Annotated in this window: 16 protein-coding genes; 14 read left to right on the top strand and 2 right to left on the bottom strand. The window is 70.8% G+C overall.

The genetic code is table 11. The annotated features are described in order from the left end of the window. Positions 1–7: 7 nt before the first annotated feature. The 4 genes from E6R60_RS09220 to E6R60_RS09205 all read left to right on the top strand — a co-directional run bounded on the left by E6R60_RS09220 (position 8) and on the right by E6R60_RS09205 (position 3,597). A complete protein-coding gene (locus E6R60_RS09220) occupies positions 8–733 on the top strand; it encodes a class I SAM-dependent methyltransferase (protein WP_136325941.1) in 726 nt (241 codons plus the stop codon). Positions 734–1,154: 421 nt separating this feature from the next. Continuing rightward, positions 1,155–1,955, top strand: coding sequence for an alpha/beta hydrolase (locus tag E6R60_RS09215; RefSeq protein ID WP_136325940.1), 801 nt, complete (start codon positions 1,155–1,157; stop codon positions 1,953–1,955). Between the two features lie 2 nt (positions 1,956–1,957). Further along, complete coding sequence (locus tag E6R60_RS09210; RefSeq protein WP_136326033.1) at positions 1,958–3,247, top strand: SpoIIE family protein phosphatase; 1,290 nt, start codon at positions 1,958–1,960, stop codon at positions 3,245–3,247. After that, positions 3,244–3,597 (top strand): STAS domain-containing protein, encoded by a 354-nt coding sequence (locus E6R60_RS09205; RefSeq protein WP_136325939.1) that lies wholly within the window; start codon positions 3,244–3,246, stop codon positions 3,595–3,597. Before E6R60_RS09210 ends, E6R60_RS09205 begins: the two co-directional genes overlap by 4 nt. Before the next feature lie 726 nt (positions 3,598–4,323). Here the strand turns inward: E6R60_RS09205 and E6R60_RS09200 are convergent. Next, positions 4,324–4,779, bottom strand: coding sequence for a helix-turn-helix domain-containing protein (locus E6R60_RS09200; protein WP_136325938.1), 456 nt, complete (start codon positions 4,777–4,779; stop codon positions 4,324–4,326). Between the two features lie 85 nt (positions 4,780–4,864). Between E6R60_RS09200 and E6R60_RS09195 the strand changes: the two genes are divergently transcribed. Both E6R60_RS09195 and E6R60_RS09190 read left to right on the top strand, forming a co-directional pair. After that, a complete protein-coding gene (locus E6R60_RS09195; protein WP_136325937.1) occupies positions 4,865–6,112 on the top strand; it encodes an MFS transporter in 1,248 nt (415 codons plus the stop codon). Between the two features lie 380 nt (positions 6,113–6,492). Continuing rightward, positions 6,493–6,828, top strand: coding sequence for a hypothetical protein (locus E6R60_RS09190; RefSeq protein WP_240802467.1), 336 nt, complete (start codon positions 6,493–6,495; stop codon positions 6,826–6,828). Between the two features lie 419 nt (positions 6,829–7,247). Here E6R60_RS09190 and E6R60_RS09185 read toward each other — a convergent pair whose 3' ends face one another. Next, positions 7,248–7,652 carry an STAS domain-containing protein gene (locus E6R60_RS09185; protein ID WP_346766064.1) on the bottom strand — a complete coding sequence of 135 codons (405 nt, stop codon included), beginning with the start codon at positions 7,650–7,652 and terminating at the stop codon, positions 7,248–7,250. Positions 7,653–7,759: 107 nt separating this feature from the next. Between E6R60_RS09185 and E6R60_RS09180 the strand changes: the two genes are divergently transcribed. From E6R60_RS09180 to E6R60_RS09150, 8 genes are all read left to right on the top strand, one after another. Continuing rightward, the gene (locus E6R60_RS09180; protein WP_168713567.1) at positions 7,760–8,119 is read left to right on the top strand and encodes a helix-turn-helix domain-containing protein; all 360 of its coding nucleotides are present in this window, start codon (positions 7,760–7,762) and stop codon (positions 8,117–8,119) included. A gap of 211 nt (positions 8,120–8,330) precedes the next feature. Next, complete coding sequence (locus E6R60_RS36620) at positions 8,331–8,507, top strand: hypothetical protein (RefSeq protein ID WP_168713566.1); 177 nt, start codon at positions 8,331–8,333, stop codon at positions 8,505–8,507. Positions 8,508–8,748: 241 nt separating this feature from the next. Next, on the top strand, positions 8,749–9,321 hold the full coding sequence (locus E6R60_RS09170) for a hypothetical protein (RefSeq protein ID WP_136325933.1): 573 nt from the start codon (positions 8,749–8,751) through the stop codon (positions 9,319–9,321). Positions 9,322–9,354: 33 nt separating this feature from the next. Further along, positions 9,355–9,939 carry a TetR/AcrR family transcriptional regulator gene (locus tag E6R60_RS09165; RefSeq protein ID WP_136325932.1) on the top strand — a complete coding sequence of 195 codons (585 nt, stop codon included), beginning with the start codon at positions 9,355–9,357 and terminating at the stop codon, positions 9,937–9,939. A 124-nt stretch (positions 9,940–10,063) separates the two neighbouring features. After that, positions 10,064–11,305: an MFS transporter gene (locus E6R60_RS09160; protein ID WP_240802466.1), complete on the top strand. Its 1,242-nt coding sequence runs from the start codon at positions 10,064–10,066 to the stop codon at positions 11,303–11,305. Then, a complete protein-coding gene (locus E6R60_RS37260) occupies positions 11,248–11,439 on the top strand; it encodes a hypothetical protein (RefSeq protein WP_240802465.1) in 192 nt (63 codons plus the stop codon). Before E6R60_RS09160 ends, E6R60_RS37260 begins: the two co-directional genes overlap by 58 nt. Positions 11,440–11,463: 24 nt before the next feature. After that, positions 11,464–12,222: an SDR family oxidoreductase gene (locus E6R60_RS09155; protein WP_136325931.1), complete on the top strand. Its 759-nt coding sequence runs from the start codon at positions 11,464–11,466 to the stop codon at positions 12,220–12,222. Between the two features lie 613 nt (positions 12,223–12,835). Further along, entirely contained in the window at positions 12,836–13,618 is a 783-nt protein-coding gene (locus E6R60_RS09150; protein ID WP_136325930.1) for a sulfite exporter TauE/SafE family protein, read from the top strand. Positions 13,619–13,695: the final 77 nt, after the last annotated feature.

Genomic DNA, 13,695 nt, shown 5'->3' with positions numbered 1-13,695 from the left:
CGGCGGCATGGCTGACGACTGCTTCGGGCATCCCCGACTCGCTGCGCTCTACGATCCACTCGACCCCGACCGCAGTGATCTCGATGCCTACCTACAGATGGCGGAAACGCTCGAGGCGCGCCGCGTTCTGGACATCGGCTGCGGCACCGGGGTATTCGCACTGCTCCTGGCCGACCGCGGTATCGAGGTCGTCGGCATTGATCCCGCCCAGGCGTCCGTCGACGTCGCCCGGTCCAAACCGGGCAGCGAACGAGTGCATTGGATCTGCGGTGACGCGGCAGCCCTCCCGCCACTGCACGTCGACCTCGCGACGATGACGGCGAATGTCGCCCAGGCCATCGCAGATCCGGAGACCTGGCAGAAGACACTGCGGGCCGCCTACGAGGCACTACGGTCCGGCGGGCACCTGGTCTTCGAGACCCGTGATCCGGCCGGACGCGTCTGGGAAGAGTGGACCCGCGAGAACTCCTACCGTGTGACGGACATCCCGGGTCTCGGCTCCGTCGAGAGCTGGGTCCAGCTGATCGACGTGAGTTGGCCCCTGGTGGCCTTTCGCTGGACCTACGCCTTCGCAGCGGACGGACAGGTGCTGACCTCTGATTCGACGCTGCGCTTCCGGGAGCGCGACGAGATCGACGCGGACCTGGTCGCCCGCGGCTACGTGGTGGAAGAGGTGCGCGATGCGCCTGACCGGCCAGGCGGTGAGTTCGTATTCCTCGCACGCCGCCCCTGACTCACACGGCCGCGAGGGCGGGAGCGGTTTGACCACTGCCAGCAACTGGCCCAGGACGGCCACCTGGCCGGCGGCCCTTTCCTCGGCGTGCATCGCGCGGGCGACGGTCACGGGTTCCGCTCCACGACGCCGTGGACCCCCGTGATCTCGCAGAGGCGTCGCACCTGCGAGGAGGGACGACGATCCGCAGCGCTCCCTTCCGGTGCACCACGGCCCGTGCCGGGAGGAAACCTCGCAGGCCGTGCCAGCACGGCTCAGGAGCCCTTCGCGTGAGCCCCGCACCCGAGGAAGGCGATCGCACACGGGCGTCCATGCACCGCATCCTGACCGGCAGCCCCGGACGCCGGGGACCTGCCGTGGGGGCACCGAGGCACCGGGGGCCCTGCGTGAGGTGGCGCGGGGGGATGGGAAACTGGCGGGTATGGATACCCGTCGCAGGAACAACGTCACCGTCACCGGCCGTGCGGACGGGCCAGTGCTCCTGCTGGCCCATGGGTTCGGCTGTGACCAGAACATGTGGCGCCTGGTGGTTCCCACGCTTGCCGAGAGCTACCGGGTGGTGCTCTTCGACTACGTGGGCTCGGGCCGGGCGGACTCGTCCTCCTGGGACGAGCGGCGGTACAGCTCCCTGGAGGGCTACGCACAGGATGTGCTGGAGATCTGCGAGGAGCTGGATCTGCGGGACGTCGCGTTCGTGGGGCATTCGGTCAGCGCGATGGTCGGGGTGCTCGCGGCGGCGAAGGCCCCGGAGCGGCTGTCCCGGCTGGTGATGGTCGCTCCCTCGCCCTGCTACATCGACGACGAGGGTTACCGGGGCGGGTTCAGCGCCGAGGACATCGACGAGCTGCTGGAATCGCTGGAGTCGAACTACCTGGGGTGGTCTGCGGCGATGGCGCCGGTCATCATGGGCAACGCGGACCGGCCGGAACTCGGCCAGGAGCTCACCACCTCGTTCTGTGCGACCGACCCGGACATGGCCCGCGTCTTCGCCCGCACGACATTCCTGTCCGACAGCCGCGAGGACCTGAAGACGGTCACGGTGCCGACGCTGATCCTGGAGTGCCGGCAGGACGTGATCGCCCCCCGCGAGGTCGGCGCCTACGTCCGCGACACCATTCCCGGCAGCCGGCTGGTGACCCTGGAGGCGACGGGGCACTGCCCGCAGCTGAGCGCCCCGCAGGCCACCACGGCGGCGATCGCGGACTTCGTCGGAGCGGCCTGATGATGTGCCGCACCGACCAGTCGGTGCCCGAGCCGGGTGGGGAGCAGGACGCGGACGCCACAGACGCGGTGTTCACCTCGCTGCTGGAGGACAGTACCGAGGAGCTGTACGAGCAGGCCCCCTGCGGGTACCTGTCGACGCTGATGGACGGCACCATCGCCAAGATCAACACCACCCTGCTGGACTGGCTGGGCCTGGAACGGTCCCGGGTGGTGGGGCGGATGCGGTTCGCCGACCTGCTGACCGTGGGCGGCAAGCTGTACCACGAGACGCACTTCGCGCCGCTCTTGCAGATGAAGGGCGAGGTCAGCGGCATCGCCATGGACATCAAGGCAGCCGGCAAGCAGCGAATGCCGGTGCTGGTCACCTCGAAGGTGAAGTCCAGCGAGGACGGCGAGCCCCTGCTGATCCGTACCACCGTCTTCGACGCCCGCGACCGCCGCGCCTACGAGAAGGAACTGTTGCGCAGCCGGCAGGCGGCCGAGGAAGCCCGTCGGCAGGCCGAAGCCGACCGCTCCCGGCTCCAGGAGGCTTTCGCCGTCCTCCAGCAGAGCCTGCTGCCCGCCGCACTGCCCGAGGTACCGGGGATCGAGGCCGGCTCCTACTACCACACGGCATCCCCCGATCTGCTGGGCGGAGACTTCTACGACCTGTTCCCCCTGGAGGGCGGCCGGTGGGCGTTCTTCCTCGGGGACGTGTGCGGCAAGGGCCCCCAGGCCGCCGCGATCACCTCTCTGGCCCGCTACACCCTGCGCGCCGCCGCCCTGCACGACGCCGACCCCATCAGCGTGCTGACCACCTTGAACACGGTGCTGCACGACCGGTACGCCAGCGGTGAGGGCCGCTACTGCACCGCCATATTCGGCGTCCTCCAACCCACCGATGGCGGCACCGTCGGCCTGCACCTGGCTTCCGGCGGTCATCCCTCGGCGCTGATCCAGCGCGCCGACGGCAGCGCCGACTACCTCCCCACCCCCGGCGGGCTGCTCGTCGGCGTCCTGCCCCAGGCCCCGTTCACCGCCGCCCGTGTCGACCTGCTGCCCGGCGACACCCTGCTCCTGTACACGGACGGCCTGACCGAGGCCAGGATCGGACCCGATCGTGAGCTGTACGGCGAGGACGCCCTGCGCGCCTTCACCGTCGCCCAGCCGCCGACGGGCCCCAAGGCTCTGATCACCGCCCTGAGCGGGCTGCTCGCCTCCTTCGGCGACGGACTCGACGACGACACCGCGCTGCTCGCCCTCGGCGTGCCCGCCTCCCTTCCCACCCCCGCGAGCGAAGACCTGACATGAGCCCACTAACGATCACCACCCGAGACGCCGACACCGGTCCCGTCCTGGCGATTATCGGTGACCTCGACCACGCCACGGCGCCCGAACTGCGCGCATCCATGGACGGCCTGCCTTTTGCTGCGGGGCAATTGCTGGTCCTGGACCTGGCCGGCCTGGACTTCTGCGACTCCAGCGGGATCAGCGCGCTGCTCTCTGCCAGAAGTTGGGCCATCGCGCATGGCGGCGGTATAGCCCTGGCCGCGGTCCCAGCCACCACCGCCCGCATCCTGGGCATTGTCGGCCTGGACCAGGTCTTCACGATCCATCCGGACGCCGCGACCGCCACCGCCGGCCGTTCCGTCGCCAGCTGAGATGGACGACGTGGTTTCCCCACGCCGACCTGCCGAGCAACAGGAAGCCGACCGGATGGAGGCGATCACGGCGGGCCGGGTTGACTGCGCAGGTCAGGGCATAGGCGCGGTTGCCACCCCGGACGGTCTGCTGTCGTGACGAACGATCGCGAGCCCCAGCGGAGCTGAAAACGCTGCTTGCGGCGGCCGGGGGTCGCTTCGAGGACTACTGCGAATTCGTCGCTCCGACGCGGCTCACGCCGGCGTGCGGGCCGCCGAGGCGGTGAGCCAGGTACCCAACCGTGGTGCGGACCCGGCCGACGGGCTGGACGCGTCGGCACGGTGGGAGCGCGCCGAGGCCGAGCGGATGGCAAGGAGGCATCGCCATTCGTATCTACGGGCTCGCCGAAAAGGCGAAGGTCGGGCGACCAAGTGGTTCGGCGGCGACGTACGGCCGTTGCCGGAAAAGAACCTGCCTCCCTTCCGCACGCGGCCCTGGGAAGCCTTCCCCACTCGGCACAGGGAGACGCCCGGCACCCGACGCGATTTCCCTGGTGTGCGACCCGTCTCTCAGCCGGAGGCCCGCCCGGGCCGAGGCGCGGTGCATGAGGGATCGCCTCATCCCGCTGCGAAGACTCCCCTCCACCGACCCGGCGGACCGCATCATCCGGTCACCGGTGACAGCGCGGCCGGGAACGGGGGTACGCCCCTCACATCCCGCGCAGCGGGCCGGACGGGACGCGCCTCTCAGGGTGTGCGGACGTGGGAGGTGAGGGCGTCGACGGGGGCACCGTCCGCACCGGTCGGCACGATCTCCGGAATCCGTGCGCCGTGCTCATCGACGAGGGTGGAGTGGGTCTCACCGGGAGCGAAGGTGTTGCGTTCTCCCCATTGCCGGAGCGTGAGGATGGCGGGGAAGAGATCGCGGCCGACGTCGGTGAGGACGTATTCCTGGCGACGGCCTGACGGCGCGGTGCACTGGGCGAGGAGCCCGTGGCCGACGAGCTTGCGCAGCCGGTCGCTGAGGATGTTGCGGGCGATGTCGGTGCGCCGCTGAAACTCGGTGAACGAGCGTGCCCCGTCCATCGCGTCGCGAATGACGAGCAGGGTCCACTTGTCGCCGACGAGGTCGAGGGTGCGGGCGACGGGACAGTCGGGGTCGGTCCACTCCAGGTTCGGAGAGCGCGTGGCGGTCCGTGGCATGACGCCTCCCAGTGAGTTGCAGATTGAAACCATCTTGCCGTAGCGTCGAATCAGTTGCAATTTGCAACCGATTGAAGGAGGCCCGATGACCGCATGGCGACGCCTGGTGCTCGCAATGGTGTGTGGTGTCGCTGTGGCCGGCATCTATGCCGCACAGCCGGTCCTGGCGCCGATGAGCCAGGATCTGGGAGTGCCGCCGGGACGTGCCGGCTGGATCATCGCGACCGGCCAGTTGGGCTATCTGGCAGGGCTGGTGCTCCTGGTGCCCCTGGGTGATGTGGTCGACCGGCGCCGGCTCATCGGCGCGCACCTGGCGATCACGGCAGGGAGCATGATCCTGACGGCGTCGGCGTCAGCCTCCTGGGTGGCGTTCTCCGGCCTCGCGGCGACTGGGATGTTCGCGGTCGTGGTGCAGACCACGGTCGCCTACGCCGCGTCCGTCTCCCTGCCCGCCGAACGCGGGCGCACCATCGGCGTCGTGACCTCGGGCGTCGTGGTGGGCATCCTCGGTGCGCGGGCCGTCACGGGGGCCCTCGCCGAAGTCTGGGGCTGGCGCAGCGTCTACGTCGTGCTCGCCGTACTGTCGCTGTCGCTCGCCGCTCTCGTCCTTCGCGTACTGCCGCCGGAGGAACGCCGCAGTCGGTCCGCGGGGTACGTACAGGCCGTCTCCTCGCTCGGCGCACTGTTCAGGCAACGCCTGTTCCTGAGCCGCGGCCTCATCGCCTTTTTCCTTTTCGCCTCGTTCGGGACCCTCTGGAGCGGGTTGTCCCTGCCGCTGGCGGACGCACCCTGGCAACTGAGTGAGAGCCAGATCGGACTGTTCGGTTTCGTCGGCCTCGCCGGCGCACTCGGCGCGGCGCGCGCCGGCCGATGGGCCGACGCGGGGCGGGCTGAGCCGGTCACCGGTCTCGCGCTCGGCCTGCTCATCCTCGCGTGGGTCGTCGTCGCTCAACTTCCGTGGTCTCTGTGGATCCCCGTCGTCGGAATCGTGCTGCTCGACTTCGCCGTCCAGGCGGTGCACGTGAGCAGTCAACACCTGCTCACGACGGCCCATCCGGACCGCGTCAGCAGCACCCTCGGCAGCTACATGGTCTTCTATTCCCTCGGCTCCGCCCTCGGCGCAGCCGCCACCACCGCCGTCTTCACCGCCCATGGCTGGGCGGGATCCAGCCTCCTCGGCGCCGGCTTCGCCGCCTGCGCCCTGGCCGTCTGGGCAGCCGACCGACTCCTCTCCCCCACCCGCCCGAACCTGCCGCGCCGGGTTTCGGGGTCCTGCAAGGGGACCACTGACCTCCGGGGCCGGCATGACGGTGCCCCCCTGTCGCCCGGATGATGCCACTGGGCGCGGGAGGCGCCGTCGGAGACGCTGCCGAGAGGTCGGACCGCCGTGCGAACACGCAGCGCTGGATGCACACACCGGGGCGGAAGCGCCCCCTCCCCAACCCCAGAGCTGAACACGTTCAACGGATCTGGCAGGGTATCTCTCCACGGCCCACTCCTATCGGTTGGCCGATGTGGGCTGAGACGGGGAGGTCCCCAATGGCGGGCGGAAACAGGCTGGGCGCGTGGGTGGCGGCCTTCGGTGGTTTGACGGTGTGCCTGGCCGCTCTGACTTCGTGCGCCGGCCCTTCTCAGTACTACGGAGGAACAGGGGTCCACGACGCCACGGCGGCCGAAGTCGCCGGAGGCTGGGAAAACGTCGGGGGGACCCGCGTGATGCTCCGCAAGGACGGAACGGCGCTTGTCGAAAGACTCGACGGGCACGACTTCGACTACGAGGAAGGCTGGCGCCTCTCCGGCACGGGGACCTGGCTCCTGGTTGACGTGGAGGGCGGACAGGTCGTCCGACTCGCGCTGACTGCCCGGACCCGAGTGGAGAGCCGTGCCGCCGCAACGGCCCCGGACGCCTCGGCTGATGAACCACCGTCGACCTACTCGTGGTCCTTCTATGTGGACCGCGACCGGGACCAGCACGAGTGGGAGCTGTTCTTCCTCTACGGCGATCCCGATGGCGGGAACACGTACGTGATGACGCGTGGGACGGGGTGACAACCACGTGTTGATCGCTGCGAGCACCGCAGCCGTCTCGTAGCGGGCCGCCGGTGTGCCGTAGCGGTGGCGCCCTCTCGCACTCTCACAGGTGCGTGCCCCGTACGTCCGTCGGGCCGGCCGCAGGGTTCCGACCGCTCGCGGGTTCAGGTCCGAGGGAGCGTGCGGCCTGATCGAAACGTTGCCGGACCGGCGAACCCTCCTCGCCGGTCCGGCGCCCTCGTCCGCAGGGCTCGGCCGTTGCCGGCGTGTTCTCGGTGTGGGGTCCTGCGGTCGGCCGCGCGGGTAGGTTTTTCAGGATATTGGCATCAGCCGGCCGTAGGCCCGCTCCGCTGCCCAGAGCCCCCCTGGCCCGGCGCGATCGAGCCTGCCCCGGCGTCACCTTCCGGCCCTGCGGAACGCCGCCGGAGCACGGTGGGTCACGAGGCAGCCGCTTCCTCGATCGTCCGCCGGATCTCCAAGACACTGTCGACACCAGTGATCTCGCAGAGGCGTCGTACCTGCGGGGAGGGTGCGACAAGGCGCAGCTTCCCCGTCCGGTGGGCCAGGATCAGCAGGTTCAGGAACGTCGAGTCGGCGAAGGTAATGGCGGAGGCATCGAGGACGACCTTCGGGTACTGCCTCACCGCGGTGTGCAGTGCCTGACGCAGCGGAGTGATCGAGCCCAAGTCGTACTCGTCGGCAGCAACGATCACCCAGGTCCCGCGGTACTCGTACTGCCGCACCTCGGGAGCGTACGAGGCGTCCGCGGTGGTCTGCGCCGGGGCCGGCGTCCCGCTGAAGCTGCTCGTGCACGTCGACAAGGCGGCCTCGTTCCAGGGCACCTCAAGCTCCTTCTGTGATTCTCCCGTGCGGGAGCATGCCATCAATTACCTGAAAACTATGTCATGTAAATCGCTTCCGGCAAATGATGTCGCCTAAAATGCTCGACATGGCCGCAGTACCTGAGTCCCACACCGGATGGACGTTCATCACGAGCCACGCGCGCGTGCTGGCAGCCATCGCCGACAACCCGAACATCCGCATCCGCGAGATAGCCGCCCACTGCCGGCTGACCGAGCGTGCCGTGTCGAGGATCATCTCCGACCTGGAGCAGGACGGGTACCTTTCACACACCCGTGAGGGGCGTACCAACACCTACCGCGTCGATCCCGACAAGGTGCTACGCCATCCCGCCGAAGCCGGCCTGCCCGTGGCCTCGCTGCTCTCCTTGCTCGTGCATGACGAATCCGAGCGCACCCGCGCACCGGACGCCCACAACCGGCCCCCGGTGGACATCGCCCCGAGGTAGCACAGGGCCGCCCCGGGGTGGCGTTCCCCTGCGCCCGCCCACAGGGCCCGGTCGGCACGGGCCGCCCAACGACGCCGAGGTCACCATGAAGCCGTCGCGAAGGTGCCGGGCCGGAGCCTGTCGGCCCGCACCGCGCTCCCTCCTCGCTTCCGTGATGCGGCAAGGGCCGGTACCTGAGACACGCGCCGGGAGCCGGATAGGATGCCCGTTCATGAGTGGAGCGGAGCTGGGAGCAGACGGCCGGTATCGCGGTCAGCTGCCGTGCCGGTGGTGCGACGCACGCCTGGACCAGGCGGGGCGTCGTAAGCCGCGACTGTACTGCCGTACCTCGCATCGGCTGAAGGTCTACGGCACCTGGCTCGCCGGCCTCGTCGCCTCGGCCTTCTGAGCCGTTGCCTCCTCGTCCGCCGGTGGATGAGGACGGTCTCGTGCGGCAGCGGTGAACGGCTGATCCGTACGAGGGCAGCCTTGCTCCGCACCAGCCGCGGGTGCGCGCGGGCCTTCTCGTGGGCGCGGGCCCCCGGGCTGAGCAGCTCCCGGCGGGGAACCGGCGGGGCGGTGCCTGACGTCCGACACAGAACGGCCCGCCGTCGGTGGAGCTCGCGGAACACCCGCAAGGCGGCCGCACGATGTTCGTTCTCCTGATGTACGCCGCCCTGCTCGCCGTACCGTTCTGGGCCATCGCTGTCGCGGTGAAGCTGATCTCGGTCGCCCTCCCAGGCCGCCGACCGCACTGGGCCAGGGATCTCGTGCGCTGGAGCGCGGGCATGGCGGCCGTCGCGGCCGTGATCGTGTACGCGATCGGGTTGGGCTTGGTCCAATGGGACGCGCACGAAGCCGAGTCGGGCGCGAGTTCCTCCCCGGCCACCCCCTGCCGCTCCCTTCCGCCCGGCACGCTCGACCGGCTCACAGGCCATGAACCGTCCTACTTCCCCCTGGGCTTCGACTGCCTGCTGGGCGGCGGCCGCGTCGTGGAGGGCAGCGGCCCCTACGGCCTGCTGAACGCCCTGGCCGCCGCCTTCGCCCTGACAGCGGTGCTGTCGCTGCTCGCCCTCGGCTTCGCGGACGAGTACCGGGCACGGGCGGAGATGAGGGCGGAGCGCGGCGGCGCGCCGCAGGGAACGCGTGGGAGCGGGTCCGGGGTGGCAGCCGCAAGGCCGACGGATACGGGCCGCCGAGCGGGATTCACGAACGATTCTTGACCGATCGTTCTGCATGAGGCTACGGTCCTCCATATGGCCAGGACCAAGGGGTTCGATCCGGACGCCGTACTGCAGTCAGCCCTTGAGCTGTTCTGGCGGCGCGGATACGAAGCGACGTCGATCGCCGATCTCGTCGAACACCTCGGCATCGGCCGCGCCAGCATCTACGCCACCTTCGGCAACAAGCACGAGCTGTACCTGAAGGCCATGGACCGCTACTCCCAGGGGCGCGATCCGCACCTGCTCACCGAACTGTCCCAGCCGGGGCCGGCGCTGCCCGCGGTGCGGACGATGGTCCGCCGGTTCGCGGCGGAGGCCGCCTCGCCGGAAAGTCGGCTGAACGGCTGCCTGATCACCAACACCGCCGCCGAACTGGCCCCCCACGACCGCGCGGCGGCCCGCCGGGTCGAGCTCAGCTGGGAACACCTGGAGGTCCTGCTGCACTCCGCGCTCGTACGGGCCCAGGCCCAGGGCGAGCTGCCCGGGAGCCGGGACCCGCGCGCACTGGCCCGCATGCTGCTCGTCCTGCTGCAGGGCGTACGGGTGGTGGGCAAGGCGTCCAGCGATGCCGCCCGGGTGCGGGACGCGGCCGAGCAGGCGCTGACCCTGCTGGATTGAAGCACGCAGCACGGGGTGCAGACCTCAGGGGCGCAGACGCCGTCATGACCGGCCCCTGACCGGTCCCGCCACTCCTCTCCCATGACTAGATAATGGACCGATCGATCAAATATGAGGGGATGGCATGAGCGCTGGGGAATGCGCACCCGGAGACGCCACGGAAGGCACGCACGTCGCCGTCGTTCGGCACCCCGACGCCGCCTTCGCCCTTCTCGGCAGCGTGCAGACCACGCTGATCTTCACACTCGCCTCGATCGCCGTGCCCCTGCCCGTCATCGGGCACGAACTCGGCTTACGACGGCCGGACTTGATTCTGCTCAGCGCCTCGTACGGGCTGACGTTCGCCGGGCTGCTGCTCTTCGGCAGCCGCCTCGCCGACCGCTACGGCGGGCGGCGCGCCCTCACCGTCGGCCTCCTCCTCTTCGCAACCGCCTCGGCCGCCGCCCCGTTCGCTCCGGGAATCCGGACCCTGCTCGCGGCCCGTCTCGTCCAGGGCGCCGGTGCGGCCCTCGTCGCGCCCGCCGCCATGGCGGTGCTGCGCGGCGTCTTCCCCTCCCCCGCCGCGTACGGCAAGGCCATGGCCACCTGGGGCGGTCTCTCCGTGCTCGGCGCGACCGCCGGCAACCTGCTCTCCGGCGTCATCCTGTCGTGTCTCTCCTGGCGTTGGACCTTCGCCGTGCCGCTCGTGGTCGCGCTCACCGCCCTGGCCCTCGCGGCGCCGCTGCTGCCGTCCACCGCCCCGCAGCGCGTCAGGGCCCTCGACCTGCCGGGGGCCCTGCTCGCCACCGCCGGGATCACCCTCGGCAGTTACGGACTCGTCGTCACCGACGTCCGGCCCTGGTCGTCGGCCGGTGTGCTCGTGCCCCTGCTCGGCGGGGCCGTACTGCTGGGCGCGTTCCTGTACGTCGAGCGTCGCGCCCGCGACCCGCTGCTGCCGGCCCGTTTCCTGCTCAACAGGCGACGGGCGGCCGCCCTCGCCGCCATCGGGCTGAGCGCCTGTGGGACCGCGATGACTTTCGTGCTCCTCTCCCTCCACCTCCAGCAGACCCGCGACTGGTCCCCGCTGCGGACCTCGGGCGCCTTCGTGCCGTTCGCCGTCGTACTGATCGCCTCCGGCCGGGCGGCGGGGCCGCTCGTCCGCCGGTACGGGCCCGGGGCCGTCACGACCGCCGGGCTCGGCGCCGCGGCGGCCGGGCTCGGCCTCTCGCCGCCACCGGTCTCCCTGCGCACGCCCCGTACGCGTACGGGCTGCTGCCAGGCCTCGTCCTGCTGGCGGCCGGCGCAGCGGCCTCCTTCGGAGGAGCCGCCGTGCTCGCCACCGCAGGCGTACCGCCGACGCAGAGCGGGCTTGCGGGCGGTGTGCTGAACAGCGCGATGGAGTTCGGCCCCACCGTCCTGTTCGCCCTCCTGCTCACGCTCGGCAGCGACGCCCTGTCCCTCGCCGCGACGGGCTCCGCCCTCGCCCTCACCGCCCTCCTGAACCACCGCGCCAGCCATTGAACCCGTCAAGGGAGTTGCAGAACGATGAACCGCTTCACCGGAAAGACCGTGCTCGTCACCGGCGCAGGATCCGGTCTCGGCCGCGCCATCGCGCTCGCCTTCGCCGCCGAGGGCGCGTCCGTGATCGCCGCAGGCCGCACCACCGCGTCCCTGGACGAGACGGTCGGTCTGATCCGGGCGGCCGGCGGCACGGCCGCCGGCATCACCGCCGACGTCACCGACTCCGGCCGGGTCCGGGACCTCGTACGCGAGGGCGTCGCCCGTTTCGGCGGGCTCGACATCGCCGTGAACAACGCCGGAATACTCCGCGGCGCCGTCCCCGCCGCGGACGTGAGCGAAGAGGACTGGGACGCGGTGCTGCGGACCAACGTCACCGGTGTCTGGCTGGCCATGAAGCACGAGATCGCCCACATGAGGGAGAACGGGGGCGGAGTCATCGTCAACATCTCCTCGAACCTGGGAGCGCACGTGCGCATCCCGAACCTCGCCGCGTACATCACCTCGAAGGCCGCGGTCTCCGCGCTGACCCGCGCCGCCGCCCTCGACCACATCCACCAGGGCGTCCGCATCAACGCGGTCAGCCCGGGCGCCTCCGCCGCCCCCATGTCCCTACGGCCGGGCGAGACCGAGGCCGAGCGTGCCGAGCGGGTGAAGTCGCAGAACCCCCTCGGCCGGGTGGCGGAGGCGGAAGAGGTGGCGGCCGCGGTGCTCTACCTCGCCTCGCCCCTGGCCGGTTCCGTGGTCGGCACGGACCTGGTCATCGACAGCGGGGCGTCGGCCTGACAGCTCCTGGGCTCAGCGACACCCTCCTTCACCACGGCGGCGAGGACCGCACCACCGCGGAGAAGGAGGGGCCGGGGACGGCCGAGGCGGGAAGCGACGGGCGGCCTCCGCGGGTGTGCCCCCTGCCGCCGGCCGGGCACGTCGTGCACGTGGGCGGTGCCTTCGCCCCGCAGGCGGGCAGTGCCGCGTCCCGCCTCATGAGGGCGCCGTAGCCGCGGACGTCCGCGACGGAGACGTTCCTGTCTCTTCCGCTCCTCGTTCCGACCGGCAGGACGGCCTCCTCCTGGGGAAGCGCAGGACGGACGGCGTCCGCCGGCGAACCACCCCTGCGCTAACAGTTCACAACGTCCTGCCCCACGCCGGCGGTCCGGCGAGTACGACGAGCACGGCGGCGGGCATCACGATCGGTCCCGAGTTCAGAGCACTCGGCCCGGTCCGGCCGACAGGCTCGCGCGGCCGTCGGCGTCTTGGCTTCGTTCACGAGTGTGGACGGCGGTTGTTCACCGTCTCGGGAGACGGTTGAATCGGCGCGGGGCCCACGTGCACGAGAACGAGAGGCGTCTGATCCGCCACCTGTGCCGGGGGCCGGTCGGTAAGTACTGAGGGGATTGTCGTGGGGTGGTCGACGGGGTTGCTCGGGTTCGCCGCCGGGCTCCTGATATCCGTCACCACAGCCCCCGTGGGTGTCTCCGGAGCGGTCTTTCTGCTACCCGTCCAGGTCAGTGTGCTGGGAGTACCCAGCCCGGCCGTGACCCCCACGAACCTGCTCTACAACGTCGTGGCCGGCCCGGGCGCCCTCCTGCGCCCCTGGCGGGCTGGACAGCTTGGCGGACCGCTGCCCCGGCTCTTGATCGCGGGAACCGTTCCTGGCGTCGTCGTCGGCGCCGTGATCCGCGTCTTCGCCGTTCCCGGCCCGCGCGTCTTCCGCCTCCTCATAGCCGCGTTGCTCCTGCCGCTCGGGCTGTGGCTGTGGCTGCGGACCGTACGCCCGACCCCGTCCCGCACCCACGCTCAGCCTTCGCCCCGGGCGACGACGTCGCTGGCCCTTGCCGTCGGCGTGGCCGGCGGGATCTACGGAATCGGGGGCGGCTCGCTGCTCGGCCCGATCCTGGTCAGCCGCGGCGCACCGGTCGCCACCGTCGCACCCGCCGCCCTGGCTTCCACCTTTGTGACCTCCATCGTTGGCGCGGCCACCTACGCGCTGCTCTCCCTCGCCGTCACCGGGGATATCGCCCCCGACTGGCTGCTGGGCCTTTCCTGCGGCGCCGGAGGCCTGCTCGGCGGATACCTCGGGGCACGCCTCCAGCCGCATGTGCCCGAGACGTCCCTCCGGCTCCTGCTCGGCACCCTGGCAACCGGAATCGGCGCGCTCTACGCAGTCCAGATCCTCAGCTGACCGTACAGTGCCCAGCCGCGCCGGGCACTGGGGCGCTGTCGAAACGCCTGAACACACCGGCCCGGTGCCAGCCACTA

Source organism: Streptomyces sp. A0642, assembly GCF_004795105.1.
Classification (GTDB): domain Bacteria; phylum Actinomycetota; class Actinomycetes; order Streptomycetales; family Streptomycetaceae; genus Streptomyces.
This window is presented reverse-complemented; position numbering and strand designations above follow the sequence as displayed.